8 protein-coding genes are annotated in these 21,221 nt (G+C 32.1%); 1 reads left to right on the top strand and 7 read right to left on the bottom strand.

Going from position 1 to position 21,221, the window contains the following annotated elements; genetic code table 11:
* Positions 1–324: 324 nt before the first annotated feature.
* The 7 genes from DKK70_RS05990 to DKK70_RS05960 form a co-directional block, all read right to left on the bottom strand.
* Positions 325–4,038, bottom strand: coding sequence for a DUF4132 domain-containing protein (locus DKK70_RS05990; RefSeq protein WP_110433168.1), 3,714 nt, complete (start codon positions 4,036–4,038; stop codon positions 325–327).
* Entirely contained in the window at positions 4,032–7,772 is a 3,741-nt protein-coding gene (locus tag DKK70_RS05985) for a DUF4132 domain-containing protein (RefSeq protein WP_110433167.1), read from the bottom strand. The genes DKK70_RS05990 and DKK70_RS05985 overlap by 7 nt, the downstream gene beginning before the upstream one ends.
* 388 nt (positions 7,773–8,160) lie before the next feature.
* A complete protein-coding gene (locus DKK70_RS05980) occupies positions 8,161–9,183 on the bottom strand; it encodes a hypothetical protein (RefSeq protein ID WP_110433166.1) in 1,023 nt (340 codons plus the stop codon).
* A 404-nt stretch (positions 9,184–9,587) separates the two neighbouring features.
* The gene (locus DKK70_RS05975) at positions 9,588–10,610 is read right to left on the bottom strand and encodes a hypothetical protein (protein ID WP_110433165.1); all 1,023 of its coding nucleotides are present in this window, start codon (positions 10,608–10,610) and stop codon (positions 9,588–9,590) included.
* 331 nt (positions 10,611–10,941) lie between these two features.
* Complete coding sequence (locus DKK70_RS05970; protein WP_110433164.1) at positions 10,942–11,868, bottom strand: hypothetical protein; 927 nt, start codon at positions 11,866–11,868, stop codon at positions 10,942–10,944.
* Positions 11,869–12,198: 330 nt separating this feature from the next.
* A complete protein-coding gene (locus tag DKK70_RS05965) occupies positions 12,199–13,191 on the bottom strand; it encodes a hypothetical protein (protein ID WP_110433163.1) in 993 nt (330 codons plus the stop codon).
* Between the two features lie 335 nt (positions 13,192–13,526).
* Positions 13,527–14,489 (bottom strand): hypothetical protein, encoded by a 963-nt coding sequence (locus DKK70_RS05960; RefSeq protein WP_110433162.1) that lies wholly within the window; start codon positions 14,487–14,489, stop codon positions 13,527–13,529.
* A 666-nt stretch (positions 14,490–15,155) separates the two neighbouring features.
* On the opposite strand from DKK70_RS05960, the gene DKK70_RS05955 reads away from it, so the two are divergent.
* Positions 15,156–21,188, top strand: a complete 6,033-nt coding sequence (locus tag DKK70_RS05955; protein ID WP_181415927.1) for an alpha-2-macroglobulin — start codon at positions 15,156–15,158, stop codon at positions 21,186–21,188.
* The last annotated feature ends 33 nt before the right edge of the window (positions 21,189–21,221 follow it).

Here is a 21,221-nt window from a genome sequence, read left to right as displayed (position 1 = left end):
ATAAAATTAGATTTATTTAATATCATTCGTATTATCTAGCAAAACAACAAGATATAGGCTTGACCAATTAGTATTAAAAATTGTTTTTCTAATAGTGAGATAATTGCACGTTAAACTGACGGAACCTCACCAAAAAATTTACAACTAATGTTTCGTTATTTAAAATAAATTGACCAGCTGATTTTGGTGATAACTACCCATCTTAGCGCTTATTTTTATCATCGGTTTTGCTTAATATTGCTAGTTATTAGCTATAACACTCTTATACAATTAATCATTTTGCTTGTTTCTGATTTACCATCGCTTTTATTCTTTCGTTCTGAATCAAATTTCGAATTTGCATGATGCATTTGCGACAGCCATATAATCAGCAAAACTTTCGGCTAATAACACCGCTGGGATGTCGTTAGCATCAATTTTGGGTTTGGTATAGATCCTTTTTTGACGAAAAGAGAGATAATAACGCTCTACTAAACTATTTTCTTGAGAAATATAACGCCCACTAAATTGAATGATAGTATACAAATTAAGGTTACTATAGTATTTACAATAACAATCTAAGCATTCACTATCTTCAAAATATTCATTTTTATAACCTCTTTTAATAAGGACATTGCGAATGGTAAACGCATCCGTTAACCAACCTGTATAATTATTCACTATGCCATCATCAATCCATTGGCTCTTTGGTAAAGGGTTAGCAAATTGGGCAAATAATGGCGTAACTTTATAGTCTTTAAGATGTACTTGCCACTGGTTTATATGACTGGCTGGTAACAACACATTATGAGCTAGAGTGATATAGTGATTTTGATTCAAAGTGATCTCTTCATCGTGTAAATTAATCAAACTACCATCTTCAGTTGGCCTAAAGCTGTTGCAAATCTTGCCTTGTTCATCAACTGCTAACCATACTAATCTTTGCACCAACCGCCCGACAATTGGATGGGCAAATAGATATTGTTGCCAATTACTTACTTGCCAACGGCGCTGGGTGCACATGGCTTCATATAAGCGTTCAGTTTGGCTTGAAACAATTTGTGTGAGTTCTTTTTTACTACGTGAAAACTGTTTTTTCACTTCTTTGATCACGGTTGGATCTTCATCTTTACGCGCTTCTGGTAAGGTTTTTATAATGTTACCTTCCAAATTTTTTAATTGCCATTTAAAGTTATCATCAATACTGGCCGTAAAAGTTCTTGCACCATAATCAAGCATAAGTATGCCAGAATCATCCAGTCCAGCAGTTAGAACAGTACGTTCAGTAAGATCGTCTGTTGTCCATTTTTTCTGCTCAGCAATTTGGTTTATTAAAGATTTTGCTTTTTCTTGAATAGTTTTTTTGGGATTCGAGTAAGCAATGGTTAATAAAAATTGAATTATGATGAAATCATCATTAACAGCGATCGCTTCTAACATTGCTTCAATTTGCTCTCGTCTAGTGTAATGATTTTTCATATATGCTTTTATTATCGATACGGCTACATGACCTTCAATTCCACCAATTAGAGCTAATAAACCTTTCGATTTAATTGCTGAACCAATTAAACGAGTTAGCACCTCTTTTTCGATACGCTCAATAACTTGCTGGAGAGTGATATTTTGATATTCGGGGTAAAAGTCAGGATGATTCTTATAACTATTTAAATAGGACTGTAGTCGAGCTGGTGCGGTTAATTTGGCCTCATTTTCTGCTTCTATTAAGGTCGGGGTTAAAGTATCTTGTTGGATAAAACTTTGCAATATAAATAAACCAAGCTGTTTTTGGCTTTTATCACTTAATAGACGAATATAAATAGTTAATAAAGGATTGGCCGGCTCTTTTAGTTTTACAGCTAACCACATCCACCAAATGATAATTTTACGATCAACCTGCTCACCATTTTGCCATGTTAAAGCAGGGATAGTGTCATTAACTAACCATTCAATACCCGCTGGTTTTTTACTTTTTAAACCTTTGCTTGCATCATCAAGTAATCGAGATGGTGTTAAATATTGGCCAATATTTTCACCTAAACTTTCCAGCGCGGATAATAGTGCTGCTTGTACCACTTCTTGTTTTTCTTGATTTAAAGCGGTATTTAAAGCTGCAATCGAAGATTTATTGCCTAATGTTACCAATAAGTTAGCTGCTAAAATGCGCTGTTTATATTTATTGGAAGTTAATACGTTTTCAACTTGACGATGTATACAAGGCGATTTACTTAGTGCTTGTTGGGCCAATAAGCGAGGTATTTTGGTATCGCCTAATGCTAACTCTAATAAATAAATATTATATTTAACTGGAAGTTTTGGAAAAAAAGTTAAGATTTTTAGTCCACGCTTTTTATCAAAAGTATAATTACTATTTTGTGGCTCAAGGCTGGGGATTAATCCTAATGCTTCATCAAGATAGATAAGGTTTTCAGCAAAAAAAGGCCAAACACAATTTGCGTCACTCTCAAATGTTAGATCATAATAATAATTCATCAAATATGCTGCGGCAACAATACGTTTGACATCTGGCATATCGGATATGTTATTTAACACCTGAGCGATCAAGCGTAAATCGGTACATGGCAATATTTCATGTTTTAAAAAACTTAAAGCTAAACAGTACGATTCAATGTTTGTATAAGTAATTTTTTCTGCGCGTAATAAGTGATACAGATTAAATTCAGGAATTGTTTGCAAACGCCCTTTATGTAAAATAATTTCATTAGTTAGCTGATTTTTAATATCAGATTGCATTAACTGCCCTTTACCGTTTAGATAATGAAAAATCATATCTAAATCATTGTCAGTAAAAGTAGTTAATTGTTCGTAACGTTCCTGCTCATTCCTTTCTAGGTTATGATATCCTTGATTATCGAGTTTTTCTAGTTGTGCTCTGTTTTGCGATTGTATTAACAACTCTTGATAATTTTGGTGCAATATATCGCGCGCTTTGACAGGTAAATCAACTTCAGTAATTGGCATAAAAGGAGGAATGATAATTTCATCCTCTTCCTGCTTAACTAACTTATCATCTTTAATAGAAAATAAAGCACTTTCGATACTTTTAACCACTATTTTATTCGTTTCTTCAGTTAGTATTTTTTCAAATATTTCTTTATCAACAGACAATTTAACTAATAGCGCAATTTTTTGACAACGTTGCTTTGGTGTGCCTTGTGCGAATGAAGCAATTAACTGATTTTGCGCACTTTCCTTAGAAATACTAAGCAATAGAGTTGTCGCTAACTCTCTTATTTTTTTGATGCTACTAGTGGATTGTTTGACTAACAAATCAACTACTCGTTCTTTAAGATCGTTATGACTAGCAATATATTGCAATTGTTGTAATTGACCAATTGTGGATAATTCTTGATCTGGTAAAGATTTAAACCTTTCTAAATTGTTAGTTATATATAATTTCAACCCTTTAATCGCAAAAACAGTATTAAAATAACTGTAGTGATATTCTGGTACATGTTGCCGCTCAAAAAAAGCAAACATAAGTTGATCTCCCAACCCTTTCTGCTCAATTTCGAGTAATTGATGTAATTGCTCAATGGACCAATTATCACGCTCAGCCATATTTTGCTCAGCATCGAAATTGCGGTTTAAAAAAGTAGTGACCAAACCGTCAATAAACAGATATAAAAACCATAAAGGCAGTTTGGGAGTGATAACTCTACTACTTATTTTCTCATAAAAAGACCGTCTTTGAGGCGTATCCGGAATATAAGCTGCTGCTAAAATTTTACCAAACCTGATGAGCTGTTCTGGTGAATATTGACTCGTCCATAATTGATAAAATTTAGCTCGTACTTTTTGCTGTGGTTCATTACTTTCATCTAAAAAACCAACAGAACCTGGCATACCAAGCAAATTATAAACCCGGTTATCATATTTATAAGTTTTTGATAATACTTTTAGCTCATCAAGAATCACGACATCTTTGCCATATAAAATATAATGACAAATCCGTTCAGATATTGATTGTTCTAATTTATTTAAACCCGCAAAGCAATCAAGAATAACCTGATCCATCAGGTTTTGGTCATGTTTTACCATATTAATTTATCTTTCCAATTAGGGTCAAAACCACTACAAGCTTTTGCCACCGCCATATAATCAGCATAACCTTCGGCTAATAACACCTTAGGTAGTTTATCGAGTGCAATTGCTCTATCTTTGAATCCCTTTTTATTACTGAAATAAAGGTTATAAAGTACTGCTGGAATATTTTCTTCAGGCAGCATACTACCACTGAATTCAATATTGATATAAATACCTAAACTGCCAAAGTATTTATGGTAACCATAAAAACATCCGCTATCTTCAGTAGCATCACGCTCATAACTCAATTTGGTTAAAATACCACGAATGGTAAAACTGTCCGTTAACCAACCTAAACGATCATCAATAACGCCATCGTTAAATTTGCTTATCTCTGGAAATGCATGACTAAACTGATCAAACAATGGGGTTATTTTGTAATCTTCAAGGTGCGCTTGCCACTGAACTATATCATCACTCGCTAGTAACGCCGAATGCGCAACGGAAATAAAGTGATTTTGATCAAGTAAGATTTCGTCATCTTGATTGGTTATTAAGCTACCATCTTCAGTAGGCCTGAAACTATTGACGATCTGACCGTTATTATCCAATTGTAACCACACTAAACGTTGAATTAATCGCCCCACAATCGGATGTGGTTGCAGATATTTCTGCCAATCTTCCACTCGCCATTGACGCTGGGCACACATGGCTTCGTAAAAACGGCTTATTTGCATAGTGAGTAATTGATTAAGCTCTTTTTTACTGTTGCTGAATTGTTTTTTGGCCTCTTTGACGAGTTCAGGGTTTTCGTTTTTACGTGCTTCAGGTAATGCTTTGATCTTTTCTCCATCAGCATTTTTTAATTGCCACTTAAATTTATCATCCAAACTAGCAATAAAGGTACGCTCACCATAATCAAGAATTAACAAGCCATTATCATCTAACCCTGCAGTCGATATGGTGCGGTCTGCCAATTCTTCTGTACTCCAGCCTGAACGCGCAGCAATACTTTCTACCAAGTATTTAGCCTTTTCATGAATGGATGCCGTCCGATAGCGACGAGCTAATGATAATAATAGTTGAATGATCATAGGATCATCACTGTTTGCCAGTGGATCAAGCATCGCTTCAATTTGAGCTCGACGTTGATAATGATTTTTCATAAAACTGCGTAAGAGAGACACTGCAATAGGGCCTTCAATACCACTGGTTAATGCTAATATTCCTTTTGCTTTGATGGCTGAGCCAAGATAGGTTGCTAATGTTTCATTTTTGATTTCTTCAAAAACCTGCTCATAAGTAATATTTTGGTATTTAGAAAAATATTGCGGATAGCGCTGATAATATCCAATATAGTCTTGTAATCGTTTATCGGCCTCTGAGCTGGCTTTGGCTTCTGCTTCTTCCAGTGATGGACTTAGCGTATCTTGTTTAATAAAACTTTGTAAAATAAATTCGCCTAATTGTCGCTGACTTTGGGTGCTTAACAATCGATTATAAACGGTTAACAGTAGATTAGCCGGATCTCTTAATTTGACCGCTAAGCAGATCCACCACTGAATAATTTGTGGCTCAACAGTCTTACCATTTTGCCAAGTTAACGTCGGTATTAAGCTAAAATCAAACCAATCAAAATCGGTTGGTATTTTACCTTTTAAACCTTTTTGAGCATCAGCCAATAACTTTTTCGGCGTTAAGTGTTGACTAATGTCTTCACCTATTTTTTCGAGCGCAACTAATATCGCTGCTTGTACTGTTTCGCGTTTCTCTTTTTTTAGCGCAGCATTTAATGCTTTAATCGAACTTGTTTGTCCTAACTCAGCCAACCAATCAGCAGCAATAATACGTACCTCTTGTTTTGTAGAAGATAGGGCTTGTTCAACTTGATTATGTATATTGGGGATCCGCTTTAAGGCATTTTGCGCCGCATAACGTATCTGCTTAATTTCGCCTAAAGCTAATTCAAATAGGTAAGCAACATATTTAGTGGGAATAGTTGGAAATAGCTGTAATATTTTTATGGCATTAACTCTATCAATACGAACATAACAATTCTGAGCAATTTGTATAGGAGCAAAACCCAAAGCTTCATCAATTAAAAACTCATTTTCAGCAAAAAAAGCCCACAATTTATGAGGTTCATTTTCATGAATATCATGAAAAACATCACTGCTTAAAAACGGTAGAGCAACAGTATATTCAACATCTGGAATGATATTCACTTTTATCAACACATCAGCTATTTGTCTAAGATCGGCATTTTTAACCAAGTCATAGTTTTCGTATAGTTTTGAAAATAAATTAGAGATGCTTAGATAATCAGTTAATTGTCTTATTCGAATTAAGTGAAATAACGTAATTTCAGGCAAATTTGATAATCGATTTTTAGTTAGTAAAAATCGAAAATCAATCTTTTCATCGATTTCTTTGAATAATGTTGAGCGATCGATTTTACCATTCACATAATCAAATATACTATCAAGGGACTTTGGTGTCAGCGCTTTCAATTCTTTATAACGGCTTTGATGATAATCCCTTGATCTATTATTTTCTTTGTTTTCCTCTAGCTCATTTTGCATCAATCTTTTACATTCGATAAGGAACTCGTCAAAATTTTGCTGTAAAACATCACGAGCAGTGATTGGTAATGGCGTGTCACTAAATGGTTCAAATTCTGGAATAACTAAATCAGCTTGCTGTTTGGCCGTGTTGGCACTTTCCAATCTCGATAAAGCACTTTCAATAGCAGTAATAACTGTTTTATTGGTTTCGTTGGCTAAAGCTTGCTGTAAAATTGTCGGTTCAGAAATGATTCGAGTGAGTAATATTACGGCATTAGCTCGTTGCTTAACCGAACCTGAAGTTAAAAAGTGCTGTAATTGTGGTTGAGCCAACTCCAATGGTAAGCTAAATAGTATTTCTGTGGCTAATTGACTCACCTGTTTTGAAGTATTTAATGCCTGCATTGCCAGAAAATCGACCAATTGTAACTGAAGTTCTGGATATCGTTGAATGTATTTAAGTTGTTCCACTTGTCCCAAAAACGACAAACCGAGAGAAGGGAGTTGTTTAAATAATTCAATTCGTTCTTGAATATAGGTAAATAATCCGTTCAATCTGGTAAAATATTGAAATAAATCAAGAAGTATAACAGGAATGTTTTGACGGTCAAAAATGGCAAATAGTAACTTTTCACCTAATCCTGCTTGTTCAATTTCAAGAAATTGATGTAATTGTTTTATTGACCAATTTTCACGCTCAATAATTTCATTCTCGTTTTCATTATGATAAGGTAACGTGGTAATCAGTCCGTCATATAACAGATAGAGAAACCATGATGGTAATTGTTCGTTTATAAGTTTAATAAAACTTAAATGATCAAATAAAGTGGCAAAAACTCGGGCAAATCGAATTATCTGTTCTGGTGTATAAATATCCGTCCAAGACTTATACACATCAATGCGAGCTTGAAATGATGGATGAAATTCCTCATTAATATAGTTATAATAACGTGGACGATAAATACCTGAGGGTCTTTGCAATAATTCATAAAGAGCATTTGCATTATTAGGTATTTGACATAATTTCTCTAAATCGACTAATACATCAATTTTATTACCATGCAAGATATATTGTGTTATCCGTGTTGGTAAAGATTTATCTTGTTCACTTAATGGCTTAAAGATAGCGGTAATTAATTCTTCGGATGTGTGAGTTTTAGTTGATAATTGTTTTATTTCTTTCATATTCCTTTATTTTCCATTATTTCCCTATTAAGGATAAGATCTTAATTATCCATATGTTATTTTAGCATATTTGTAACTTTGCAAGGCTAATTATTCTAATTCAATTTTATCATTTGTATAAATATAGAACGCTGCAAATCAACCTAAATCACTCCAAAAAGCTAGATAAGTTTATTGGATGTTAGTAAATAAAATGGCTACAAGTCAGATCCTCATCTTTTTTATCATCATTTCGTTTTATTTAATAAATTTATTTTGTAACTTTATTTCAATGAATTAAATACTTATTGGGCTCAATACATTTCTGTTAGCAAAAAAAAATACAACATCCTTAACAGACAAAATGATAAATAAGTATCGCAGTTTTTAGATACAATCTATTCATAGATTAATGTCGACAATCACATCTAGGTATAAAATATTCATGTAATGGATGGATAAATTGAAAAAGCGGACGACAACTAAATGCTTCACTACTAAAATCAAATATAACTGGCGGTTCATTTTTTAAAATGCTTCCGACCCATTGAAACATTTCTTTATTGTCATCTATTGAACTGCTTAATGGTAAAAGCATTCCTCCTTCAAAATAACCGTGGACCACATTTGTTATCATATTTGAATCAGAATCTAAAATAATTAAATGTCTTATAACAATTTCATTATTGGACGGACTTTCATAATTTTGTATATAAAAGCGTAGACCGATCGCTTCAGCCATAAAATTATCACCCTTTATTAAATCTTCTGGATTATATACAGGTATAAGGGAAGTAATTTCGTCATCACTTTCAAGAACAGGAAAGTCTTTGCTATCAATTTGATGCCAAACTAATGGAGTCAGGGGTTGTTGTGAAAAAGGATTTTCTTTACCAATATAGACAATATAGGATGCATATTGATCAAACATGTTTGAATTTAATTTAAATCCAAACATATATGCATCTAATTCATAAGGTTCATGAGGATGATAATAAGTATTCACGACAGCAAAAGTATTCAACCCATAAACAGGAACCGATTTTAATTTATTATTTAAGTAATCATAGATAAATACTGTATCATCTTCTGATATACCTGCCAAATTGAGCAATTTAGTACGGTATGAACCCGTAAGTAAATATTGTTCTTTTTTATAAGTTTTTTTTTCAGTGCTTGGAATTAAATAGATATCTTTTTTGTATTTGTTATCATATAAAACAATATCATCAGATAATGAAATAAAGTCAAATTCGGGCTCATCTTTAATATAATCTATCGAGGTGAGTGTATACATTCGAATATCTTCCCTATAATGTCCCCCTTCCCATTCTAATAATTTGTTTCCACCTAACATTTCCGCGCTACTGCAAAAGCTAATTGATGATAAGGCAAAAAATGTAAACAGAAAGCTAATTAATTTATTTTTCATTTATTAGTTCACCATTTTCCTTAAATATACTTCTCACATCCATATGGCATCGCAATAATTTTAACTTATTGTTAATTATTAGTTTTTCAATAATCACTGATTTAATTTTGAACTAACAAGACTGATTTGGCCAATTATTTTTTCTTAATAATAAAAAATAATCTTCTCTGTTACAAACATTTAATTCACAACTGCCCTATCCTATATATTTATTGGGATTAAAGAATATATTTAAATGGAACTAGTTTTAACTAGTTTCTCTTTACGCCATCAGTGAATAATAATGTTAATCAAATTGATAATATCATGTTAATTAATGTCTCATTTTATTGAGATATATATTTTATTATGCTAAAAACTAAATCATACTGCTACAAAGAAATCATTTAGTTAGAATAACTTTCTTAATGCCTATTGTCGCACTTTATTATTAAACTTTTATAAGATCGGTCAATATAATCAATAACTGGGCAGCCAAATGATTTCCACTCAAAACCAAATATTACTAAAGGTTGATTTTTAAATAATTTACCTGACCATTGGACTTTATGTTGGAATTCTGGATGTTGATCATTTAAAAATGCAGGAATAATCTCATCATTAAAAGCATATTCACTGTTAAATAAAATAGCCTCTCCCTGATCTTTAATAACTACCTGTCTGTAATAAGCACTATTAATATCAATTTCCTGAGAAAAATGATCTTGAACATAGTAATTCCATCCATTCGCTTTAGCCTGATAAGTTTTGTTAAAACTGTCCTGAATAAATTTAGAGGATGTCTCTATCCCACTTATTATCGGAAAATCCTCATTGTCTATTTTTTTCCAGTCTAATGCTGTAAGTTGTTGCAGAGCAAAAGGATTTTCTTTACCTATATAAACTAATGTTTGGTAACTATCGGGATCGAGTGCCTTCGGCAACTGGTTGGAAGTTAATCTGAAGCCAAATTGATAATAATTCTCAAATTTACATGGTTTTTCATCCATACTATAAGCATCTATGATTGCGATTACTTCTAATTCACTAATAGAGTAAGTGGTTAATTGATTATTCTGATAATCATAAAGATAGTAGGTATCGGTTTCCGCTATCCCTGTTGCTTCCATAAATCGTTGCCGATACTCTTTATTTAAAATATATATATCTTTTTTATAGTTACCAACTGTATCTGGAATTAATTGAAGATTTCTAGGTAAAATAACCTCACCATTTTCATCATAATTGTCAAATGTAATATTTTCGGATAGCGAGGTAAAATAAAAAGCGGATTCATTTTCTAAATATTCAATATAATCAAGTGTAAATATATCTAATTTCTGCGTTAAATGACTTTGCTGCTGTGGTAATTTATCGTTTTCATCAGCATAAATGTCACAACTTAATAAGAACAATATATATATCAGTATTATTTTCTTTATTTGCATTTTATTCACTTCCCTATGTATTAATTCATCAATATCTGACTATTAAGGCGAATCAAAACCTATTATCACTAAAGTTTGAATCATTTAATGTAGACAATGTAAATGAACGTGTAATGGTGCATTAAGTTATCCATCGCTATAATATTGGTGGCGTTAACTTATACTCTAAACCAAATTCATTACGCGTTTTTACTTGTTGATAACGCCTTACCATCTGTTGTTCAAAATCTTCAGTATAGGCTCGTCTTTATCGTCGTTTTATTTTTATCATTTTTTCCATTTTTAAGAATAATTTACATTATTCCTTAAAAAAGGTTGTTTTTAATCAATATTATTTACAACTATAATATACAAAACGAGAATCGCAGCGTAGTCTTATATCATAACTAGGAAAAGATGAATCAATAAAGTCTATCCCTGGGCAGTCACCCCCAAACATTGAGTAAAAGCCAAACACGACTAAAGGTTTATTTTTAAATAATTTTCCCGTCCATTGCTTTTTGTATTCATGGTCTTTATCTTTGCCATTTAAAGGCATAGAATTTACTGAGTTTTTTACATAGTTATCGTTAAATAAGATGTTATTCTTCGCATTCTTAATAATTAAACTCCCACATTTAGGATAATCTAGGGAAAAGGGAGATTGCCTTAAATAGTAATGTAATCCATGAGTTTGTGCTAAATAATCATACTCTTTATCGTTAATTTTTTGCCAGTTTAATAAAGTTAGTTGCTCTTGAGCAAACGGACTTTCCTTTCCAATATAAACAAATGTTGTATCATTAGGATCGTAATCTTGAGGTAGTTGATTCAACTCTAATGCAAATCCAAATTGATAATTTGTTTCATCAGTAGGTAAACAACCGCTCTTTATTGCAAATACCTCTAATTTACTAATGGGAAAACTATACAATTTATTATATTCATAATTATATACGAATAAGTTATCCGTTTCGGATATGCCACTGGCAGTCAAAAAACTTTGTCGATATTTTTGAGGTAATTGATATTTATTTTTTTTATAATCATCCTCTATATCAGGAAATATTGGTTGAATAGATTGTTTTTTATTGCCATCTTTGTCATAAATAACAATATGACTGCCTTCGAGTAACTTAACAAAATAGAATTTTGGCTCACTATTATCAACAAGATTAAGTTTAAATATCTCTAATCGCTCTTGTGTATTGCCAATTGCATAAAAGCTACAACTTAATAAGAGCAATATACATATCGGTATTATTTTCTTTATTTGCATTTTATTCACTTCCCTATGTATTAATTCATCAATATCTGGCCATTAAGACGAATCAAAACCAAATATCACTAAAGTTTGAATAATTTAATGTAGACAATGTAAATGAACGTGTAGTGGTGCTTTAAGTTATCCATCGCTATAATGTTGGTGGCGTTAACTTATACTCTTAACTAAATTCATTGTATGTTTTTCCCTGTTGATAAAACTTTACCATCTGTTGTTTAAAATCTTCAGTATGGGCTCGTCTTTATCGTCGTTTTATCTTCTTCGTTTTTGCCATTTTTAAGAATAATTTATCTTATTCCTTAAAAAAGTTGTTCTTAATCAATATTATTTACAACTATAAAAACGAAGATCGCAACGTAATCTTATGTCATAACTAGGAAAAGATGAATCAATAAAGTCTATCACCGGGCAGTTTAATTCTGAGACAAAGCCAAACACAACTAATGGTTTATTTTTAAATAATCTTCCCGTCCATTGATTTTTGTATTCATGATCTTTATCTTTAAATAATCTTCTCGCCCATTGCTTTTTGTATTTATGTTCTTTATCTTTGCCATTTAAAGGTAGAGTGATGTATATCGTCTTTGAAAGATAGTCACTATTAAATAAGATGTAATTCTTGCCATCCTTAACCACTAATATCCCAATTTCAGGGTAATAATCTCGTTCAAGGTAATGATCTGGGTCCCACACTTTCCCTAATGTCGCTAAATAGTAATGTAATCCATGAGATTGAGCTAAATAATCATACTCTTTATCGTTAATTTTTTGCCAGTTTAATAAAGTTAGTTGCTGTTGAGCAAAAGGATTTTCCTTTCCAATATAAACAAACGTTGTATCATTAGGATCGTAATCTTGAGGTAGTTGATTCAACGCTAATGCAAATCCAAATTGATAATTTGTTTCATCAGTAGGATCACAACCGCTCTTTATTGCAAATACCTCTAATTTACTAATGGGAAAACTATACAATTTATTATATTCATAATTATATACGAATAAGTTATCTGTTTCGGATATGCCACTGGCAGTCAAAAAACTTTGTCGATATTTTTGAGGTAATTGATATTTATCCTTTTTATAACCATCCTCATTATCAGGAAATATTGGTTGAATAGATTGTTTTTTATTGCCATCTTTATCATAAATAACAATATGACTACCTTGGAGTAACTTAACAAAATAGAATTTTGGCTCGCTATCATCAACAAGATTAAGTTCAAATATCTCTAATTGCTCTCGTGTATAACCAATTGCATAAAAGCTACAACTTAATAAGAGCAATATACATATCGGTATTATTTTCTTTATTTGCATTTTATTCACTTCCCTATGTATTAATTCATCAATATCTGACCATTACGGCGAATCAAAACCTATTATCACTAAAGTTTGAATAATTTAATCTAGAGTAAAACAATGTAGATGAACGTGTAGCGGTGCTTTAAGTTATCCATCGATATAATGCTAGTGGCGTTAACTTATACTCTAAACCAAATTCATTGTGTGTTTTCCCTAATGATTACGCCTTACCATCTGTTGTTTAAAATCTCATGTATTGGCTCGTTTTTATCGTCGTTTTATTTTGTTCGTTTTTGCCATTTTTAAGAATAATTTATCTTATTCCTTAAAAAAGTTGTTCTTAATTAATATTATTTACAACTATAAAAACGAAGATCGCAACGTAATCTTATATCATAACTAGGAAAGGATGAATCAATAAAGTCTATCACTGGGCAACCCATTATTGAGACAAAGCCAAACACAACTAATGGTTTATTTTTAAATAATCTTCCCGTCCATTGATTTTTGTATTCATGATCTTTATCTTTGCCATTTAAAGGTAGAGTGCTGTATATCGTCGTTGAAAAATAGTCATGATTAAATAAGATGCTATTCTTGCTATCCTTAACCACTAATATCCCAATTTTAGGGTAATAATCTCGTTCAAGGTGGTTCCACACTTTCCCTAATGTCGGTAAATAGTAATGTAATCCATGAGTTTGTGCTAAATAATAATACTCTTTATCCTCTTTATCGCTAATTTTTTGCCAGTTTAATAAAGTTAGTTGCTGTTGAGCAAAAGGATTTTCCTTTCCAATATAAACAAATGTTGTATCACTAGGATCGTAAGTATCATTATGATCGTAATCTTGAGGTAGTTGATTCAACTCTAATGCAAATCCAAATTGATAATTTTTTTCATCAGTAGGAAAACAATCATCCTTTATTGCAAATACCTCCAATTTACTAATGGGAAAACTATACAATTTATTATATTCATAATTATATACGAATAAGTTATCCGTTTCGGATATGCCACTGGCAGTCAAAAAACTTTGTCGATATTTTTGAGGTAATTGATATTTATCCTTTTTATAACCATCCTCATTATCAGGAAATATTGGTTGAATAGATTGTTTTTTATTGCCATCTTTGTCATAAATAACAATATGACTACCTTGGAGTAACTTAACAAAATAGAATTTTGGCTCGCTACCATCAACAAGATTAAGTTTAAATATCTCTAATTGCTCTCGTGTATAGCCAATTGCATAAAAGCTATAACTTAATAAGAACAATATACATATCGGTATTATTTTCTTTATTGGCATTTTATTCACTTCCTTATGTATTAATTCATCAATATCTGGCCATTAAGACGAATCAAAACCAAATATCACTAAAGTTTGAATAATTTAATCTAGAGTAAAACAATGTAAATGTAAATGAACGTGTGGTAGTGCTTTAAGTTATCCATCGATATAATGCTAGTGGCGTTAACTTATACTCTAAACCAAATTCATTACGCGTTTTTACATGTTGATTACGCCTTACCATCTGTTGATTAAAATCTCAAGTAAAGGCTCGTTTTTATCGTCGTTTTATTTTGTTCGTTTTTGCCATTTTTAAGAATAATTTATCTTATTTCTTAAAAAAGTTGTTCCAATTATTAATAATTTACAAAAACAGCAAAAAACGGATTGGATGACAACGGATTATCTTAGTGATTTTCTTGATCCACATGATTGACAGAAAATATTGAAGTTTATCAAATATCAAGGCGATAGGTTTTTATTGCTAAAAAGAACCATAGTCATTCAATTAATTTTATTTATAGTTTATACTTTCACCAAAGTATTTACTTAGTTTTTAGTAATACCAAATTATTCACACAAAAAAATAATACAATAAAACTCAATATATTAGCTATATATTGAGTTTTATTACGATTAAAAATCAATTATTGATAATAATTAATTGAGATGATAAGGAATATCATGGATATAATACGTTTCTTTCTCCGTCTACCCTATCGAATCTTCTGTATCGGTCTAGAAGCGATTCTCTATTTTGCACTTTTTCTACTAATTGTATTACGATCCATATTATGGATTATAAGCCCAATTATTGGTCAAATTAATTGGTCGATACCTAAGTGGTATCCACGTGCTAAAGATATCTATCAATCATCTATTACAAGACTCAATAACTATAGTTTAATTATTGGTGGTGTTGTTATACTGGGAATTGTTACCTATTTCAGTGGTAATTATGCCTACCATTGGTACTTAAATAAACCAAAACCTATTGAGCCAGCCCCCGTAATTGTTAATACGTATGGTATTTCTTTTTATGCACCTACAGAATCCGGTACGCTTACTAATCCTAATCAATCTTATTTAAAAATCAAATTTACTGGACATAAACGATCACCCGCTCCGATAGATAAAATTGGCAAGGAAATAACTGAGGGAATTGAAATTTCACCTGAAATTAAAGGGACTTGGAGTTGGCATGACGATGTAAATATCTATTTTAAACCAGAACAACCATGGCCAATGGGTGAAACCTATACGGTTAAATTGGATGATTCGAAGTTACTTGATTCTAACAATTTAATAAATAAAAAAGAGAATATTTTTACATTTAATACAACCGATTTTTCTTTTAAAATAATGAACAGTGAATTATATCAAAATCCTATTGTTCCTGATGATAAACAAGGTATTTATAGAGTAGAATTTTCTCATCCTGTTGATCCGACAACCTTTGAAAAAAATTTAAAATTATCACTATTTGAAGTAACAATTGGAAGATATGAGCCAAATAAATTTGTCCAAAATGTAAACTTTACAATTAATTATAATAAAGATAAAACAATTGCCTATATAAAAAGTGATAAATTAGAACTTGCTGATGTGAATAGGTATTTATCATTAAAAATTGCAAAGGGGGTAACATCTTCAATGGGAGGATCCCCTACAACCTCAGAAAGTTCGAAAGATATCCGTATACCGAATAAATATAATCTTAGTATCACTTCATCTGATATTTCCCTTGTTGAACTGTCGAATAATGAAATACGTCAGATTATCACAATTAATTTAAGTTATAATGTTAAAGCTAGTGATTTACAGAAAGCATTATCAATCTGGCAGTTACCCGATCCAAACGCCAAATATAGTGAAGAATATTACGATAAAACCGATAACACATACAAAACTAAATATTTTATCGATAAAGCCATCTTAGATAAATCAAAACGATTAACAACTAGATACATTGAGACTGACGACGATAGAACTTATCAAAATCAATTTAGCTTTGAAATAAACGGTGATCAACGTCAACAAATATTTATTACTATTGATCCATCCTTAACGTCCGATGGTGGCTACACATTTAAGAATAGATATGAGAAATTGATGCAAATTAATGAATTTGATAAATTGCTTAATTTCGCTGCTACTGGTTCTCTATTATCGCTGTCAGGTGATAAAAAGATTCCTGTGGTTTCTCGTAATGTTAGTCAAATAAAGTTAGAACTCAAACGTGTTATTCCATCCCAATTACACCATTTGGTCTACGATAATGACAGTGATTTTAGTTCAATGAGCTTTGAATATTATAAAAGTGATAATTTTGTTGAAAAATATTCAATTATAAAAGATGTTAAGGGTAAATCAGGGGCTATTCATTACTCTGACTTCGATTTAACACCATACCTTAAAAAAGATGTTAAAGAAAACGAAGTTAATCGCGGAGTATTTTTATTAAATCTCTATGCCCAAAATGATGATCTAGTAGAAGGTGAAGAGCCTTACGATTATTTCACTTCTCGATTCATATTAGTGACAGATTTAGGCATTATAAATAAAAAATCACTTGATGGCTCTTATGATCTCTTTGTGCAATCTATCAACAGTGGGGTACCTGTTGCCGGTGCTAAAGTTTCAATACTCGGTGCCAATGGTATTGAAATTACCTCTTCAATCACCGATAACACTGGTCATGTCAAATTCGCACCATTAGCAGATTACTATAAAGGCATTAAACCGTTGTTATTCTTAATTGAAAAAGGTAAAGATATGTCATTTTTGCCAATTTCTAAAGGTTATCGCTATTATGACAGAAAACTTAATTACTCTCGTTTTGATGTTGATGGTCAATATGAAACAGTTGACCGGGGAGAGTTACATGCGCATCTATTTTCTGATAGAGGAATCTATCGACCTGGCGAAACCTTCCACATTGGGATGATCATTAAAGCAGATGATTGGACTAAATCATTGAATGGAATTAAGTTAGTAGCCAACATTTATGATGCTAAAAATAATCTTGTTACGACTAAAAAAATCAAAGTTGATGATTACGGTTTTAATGAGATTTCATTTAAAACGGAAGAAAGTTCCCCAACAGGACAATGGCATGTCTATCTATACATTGAAAATGATGAAAATGATTCGGAGGAGGATGATCAAAATTTCCTAGGTTCTACTTCAGTGACTATTCGAGAATTTGAACCAGATAAAACTAAAGTTACCGCACAAATAGTAACTGAAAACAAACAAGGATGGATTAATCAATCGAATATAATTGCCAAAGTGACTGCAAAAAATCTCTTTGGAACCCCTGCCCAAGATCGTCGAGTTGAGAGTAAATTATATTTACAACCAACCAGATTTAGCTTTAAAAAATATCAAGATTATCAGTTTTATCGCGTAGGTACTAACCGTAGTAATTTCAAAATTGAACTTGAAGACAATTTTACAAATGAAGAAGGAATTGCTGATATTGATTTGCATATTAAAGACTTTGAAGGTCAATATGTAGCCAAATTCTTGACTGATGTATTTGAACCAAATAGTGGACGTAGTGTTGCAGCAATGGATTCAATTTTGATTTCTGCATCTGATTATCTGGTTGGGGCAAAACCTGATGGTAAGTTAAGTTATATTAAACGGGACAGCAAGCGTTTACTTAATCTTATTGCAATAAATCCAACTCTAGATCAAATTACACTAGATGGACTCAAACTCGTTACCCTTGAGAAAAAATATCTTTCTGTGTTAGTTGAACAATCTTCAGGTGTTTATAAATATGAATCTAAACAAAAAGATGTGGTAATTTCACAAATTCCTTTTGAAATTGATAACAAAGGAACTGTTTACCAGATTCCAACTAAGACCCCTGGTAACTATATTCTTCAATTGTTAAATAACCAAAATGAAGTAATTTATCAAACCGAATACTCGGTAGCAGGATCAGCAAATGTAACACGTTCATTAGATCGTAATAGTGAATTAATGTTAAAAATTGATGCTAATCAATATAAACCGGGTCAAGATATAGAAATTGCAATAACTGCACCTTATACCGGAAGTGGAATTATCACTATCGAAAGGGATAAAGTTTATGCATGGAAATGGTTTAAAACTGATACTACTAGCTCAGTACAAAAAATCACTTTACCTGAAGAAGTGGAAGGAAATGCCTATATCAATGTGCAGTTTATTCGTGATCCAAATTCAGAAGAAATATTCATGAGTCCGCTTAGTTATGGTGTTATTCCATTTAAGGTTTCAGATGATAAATTTATGGAGAAGGTAAAATTAGTAACTCCGAATTTAATCAAACCTGGAGAGACGATTCCAATCACAATTAAAACTAATAGCCAACAACGAGTCGTAGTTTTCGCAGTTGATGAAGGTATCTTACAAGTTGCTGGCTATCAATTAAAAAATCCAATTAAAAACTTTATACGTAAAAAAGCGTTATCAGTAAGAACGGATCAGATTTTAGATCTTATCTTGCCTGAATATAAACGTTTACTAACTTTATCTGCACCAGGAGGTGATCAAGATAGTGATAATAAACTTAATGCTCATTTGAATCCATTTAAACGTAAGACCGATGAGCCTGTTACCTACTGGTCTGGAATTATAGACGTTAATGGTGAAAAACAACTCAATTACAAAGTACCTGAATTTTTCAGTGGAAAAATTAGAGTGATGGCTGTGACAGTCGGTAAGAAAACAATGGGTGTTACCCAAACGTCGACTACAGTTCGTAATGACTTTGTATTAAACCCTAATGTACCTTATTTCGTCACGCCAAACGATGAATTTGAAATAAGTTTATTAGTTGCAAATAACATCACTGAAATCGGTAATGAAGAAATCCCAATTAAGGTTAAGCTAACCACAACGCCACATCTAGCAGTTTTAGATGAGCCAATTAAAACCGTCAACTTAGCGTCAATGAAAGAAGGTACTTTAAGCTTCCGTTTAAAAGCAACCGAACAATTAGGTAGTGGTGATTTACTCTTTACTGCAACTTATAAAGATAAGACGATAACAAGACAAGTAAGTACTTCTGTTCGTCCGATAAATCCTTATCGAATAAAAACAATTATGGGTCGAATGGATGGTAAAACACAAACCTTTGCTGGGTTTAGACATATGTATCCAGAATTTAATGAACAGAATGCTGGCGTCTCTTATTCTCCAATGATCTTAGCTAAAGGTCTTACCGAATATTTAGATAATTATGAATATTTCTGTTCTGAACAGATTGTTAGTCGTGCGTTACCACTGGTGATTGGCAATAAATATCCTGAATTCAATTTAATCACTGATAAAACAATACCATTTACCGGAGTAATGCAAAAACTACAAAGCCGCCAAAATAGTGAAGGCGCGATTGGTTTATGGTATTCAACATATAATGTTGATCCATTTATTACACTTTATACGGTTCACTTTCTACTCGAAGCAAAAGATGCAGGATTAGTAATACCAAAAGATCTACTAGAAAATGCCAATAAATATGTTAAGTTAGTTGCTGCTAGTAGTTTAACTGATCGTTACAACTTGCGATTGCGAGCTTATGCAATTTATTTGCTAACTAGACAAAATATTATTACAACTAATCAAATTGCTTCAGTCATTGAGGATTTAAATCATAATTACCAAACTTGGTCTACTGATCTTACGGCGTTGTATTTAGCATCATCCTACAAAATGCTCAAAATGGACAAACAAGCAGATAATCTTTTAAAACCGATTTGGAAGGATCTGTCCAAAGCCTATGATAAAGCATGGTGGAGTCACAATTATTATGATCCATTAGTCATTGATGCTGGGAAAATCTATTTAATCGCCAAACATTTTGATAATAAAATTAATGATATCCCTGCGCAAGCTCTTGAGAATATGGTGTTAATGCTAAATGAGGAACGTTATACAACTCAATCAGCTGCGATGACTATGTTGGCTTTAGATAGTTATAATTCAGCAATTAAAGCTCACGAGTTAGATGAAAACGATCTTACTGTCACAACAAAATCTAACGATCAACAGGCAAAAATTGCCACTATTGCTAAATTGAAGAACTTGTTAGCCAACGGAAAATTCAATGATTCGGTAGAGTCTATTAGCTTCCATAACGCTAAAAATTTGCCAGCTTGGTATTCAATATCGCAGAAAGGCTTTGATCGTTCAATGCAACAAGAACCAATTAATAGAGGGCTTGAAATTTATCGTGAATTTACAGATAACGATGGTAAGCAAATTGATACCGTGAAATTAGGTGAAACTATCAATGTAACCGTTAGAGTCCGCTCAATATCTGAAGAAGGATTAACCAACATTGCAATTGTTGATATGTTACCAGGTGGTTTTGAAGTTGTTCAACAAAAAGCGGTTAATATTCATGCTGAAACTGAAAACGATAAACAAAGCGACGAAGATGAGGGTGAAAATGATAATTATGATTCTGAACAACAGTGGATATCACCAATTGCCACAGGTAAATATACTTGGTATCCAGACTATACAGATGTTAGAGAAGATCGCGTGATTATTTATGGTTCGACTAAAAGTGATCAGATACAAACATTTAATTATCAGATAAAAGCGACCAATATTGGCCAGTACGCGGTACCTCCAGCTTATGGTGAAGCAATGTATGATCGTGATATTCAAGCTGTATCTAAAGGTGGAAATAAGATTATTATTGAGCCTCGTTAATTAGTTACTGGCAGAGGGTCACGCCTTCCCTCT

It is taken from the genome of Gilliamella apicola (genome assembly GCF_003202655.1).
Lineage (GTDB): Bacteria > Pseudomonadota > Gammaproteobacteria > Enterobacterales > Orbaceae > Gilliamella > Gilliamella apicola_R.
Note: the sequence above shows the minus strand (reverse complement) of the source record. Positions and strands in the feature narration are given on the sequence as shown.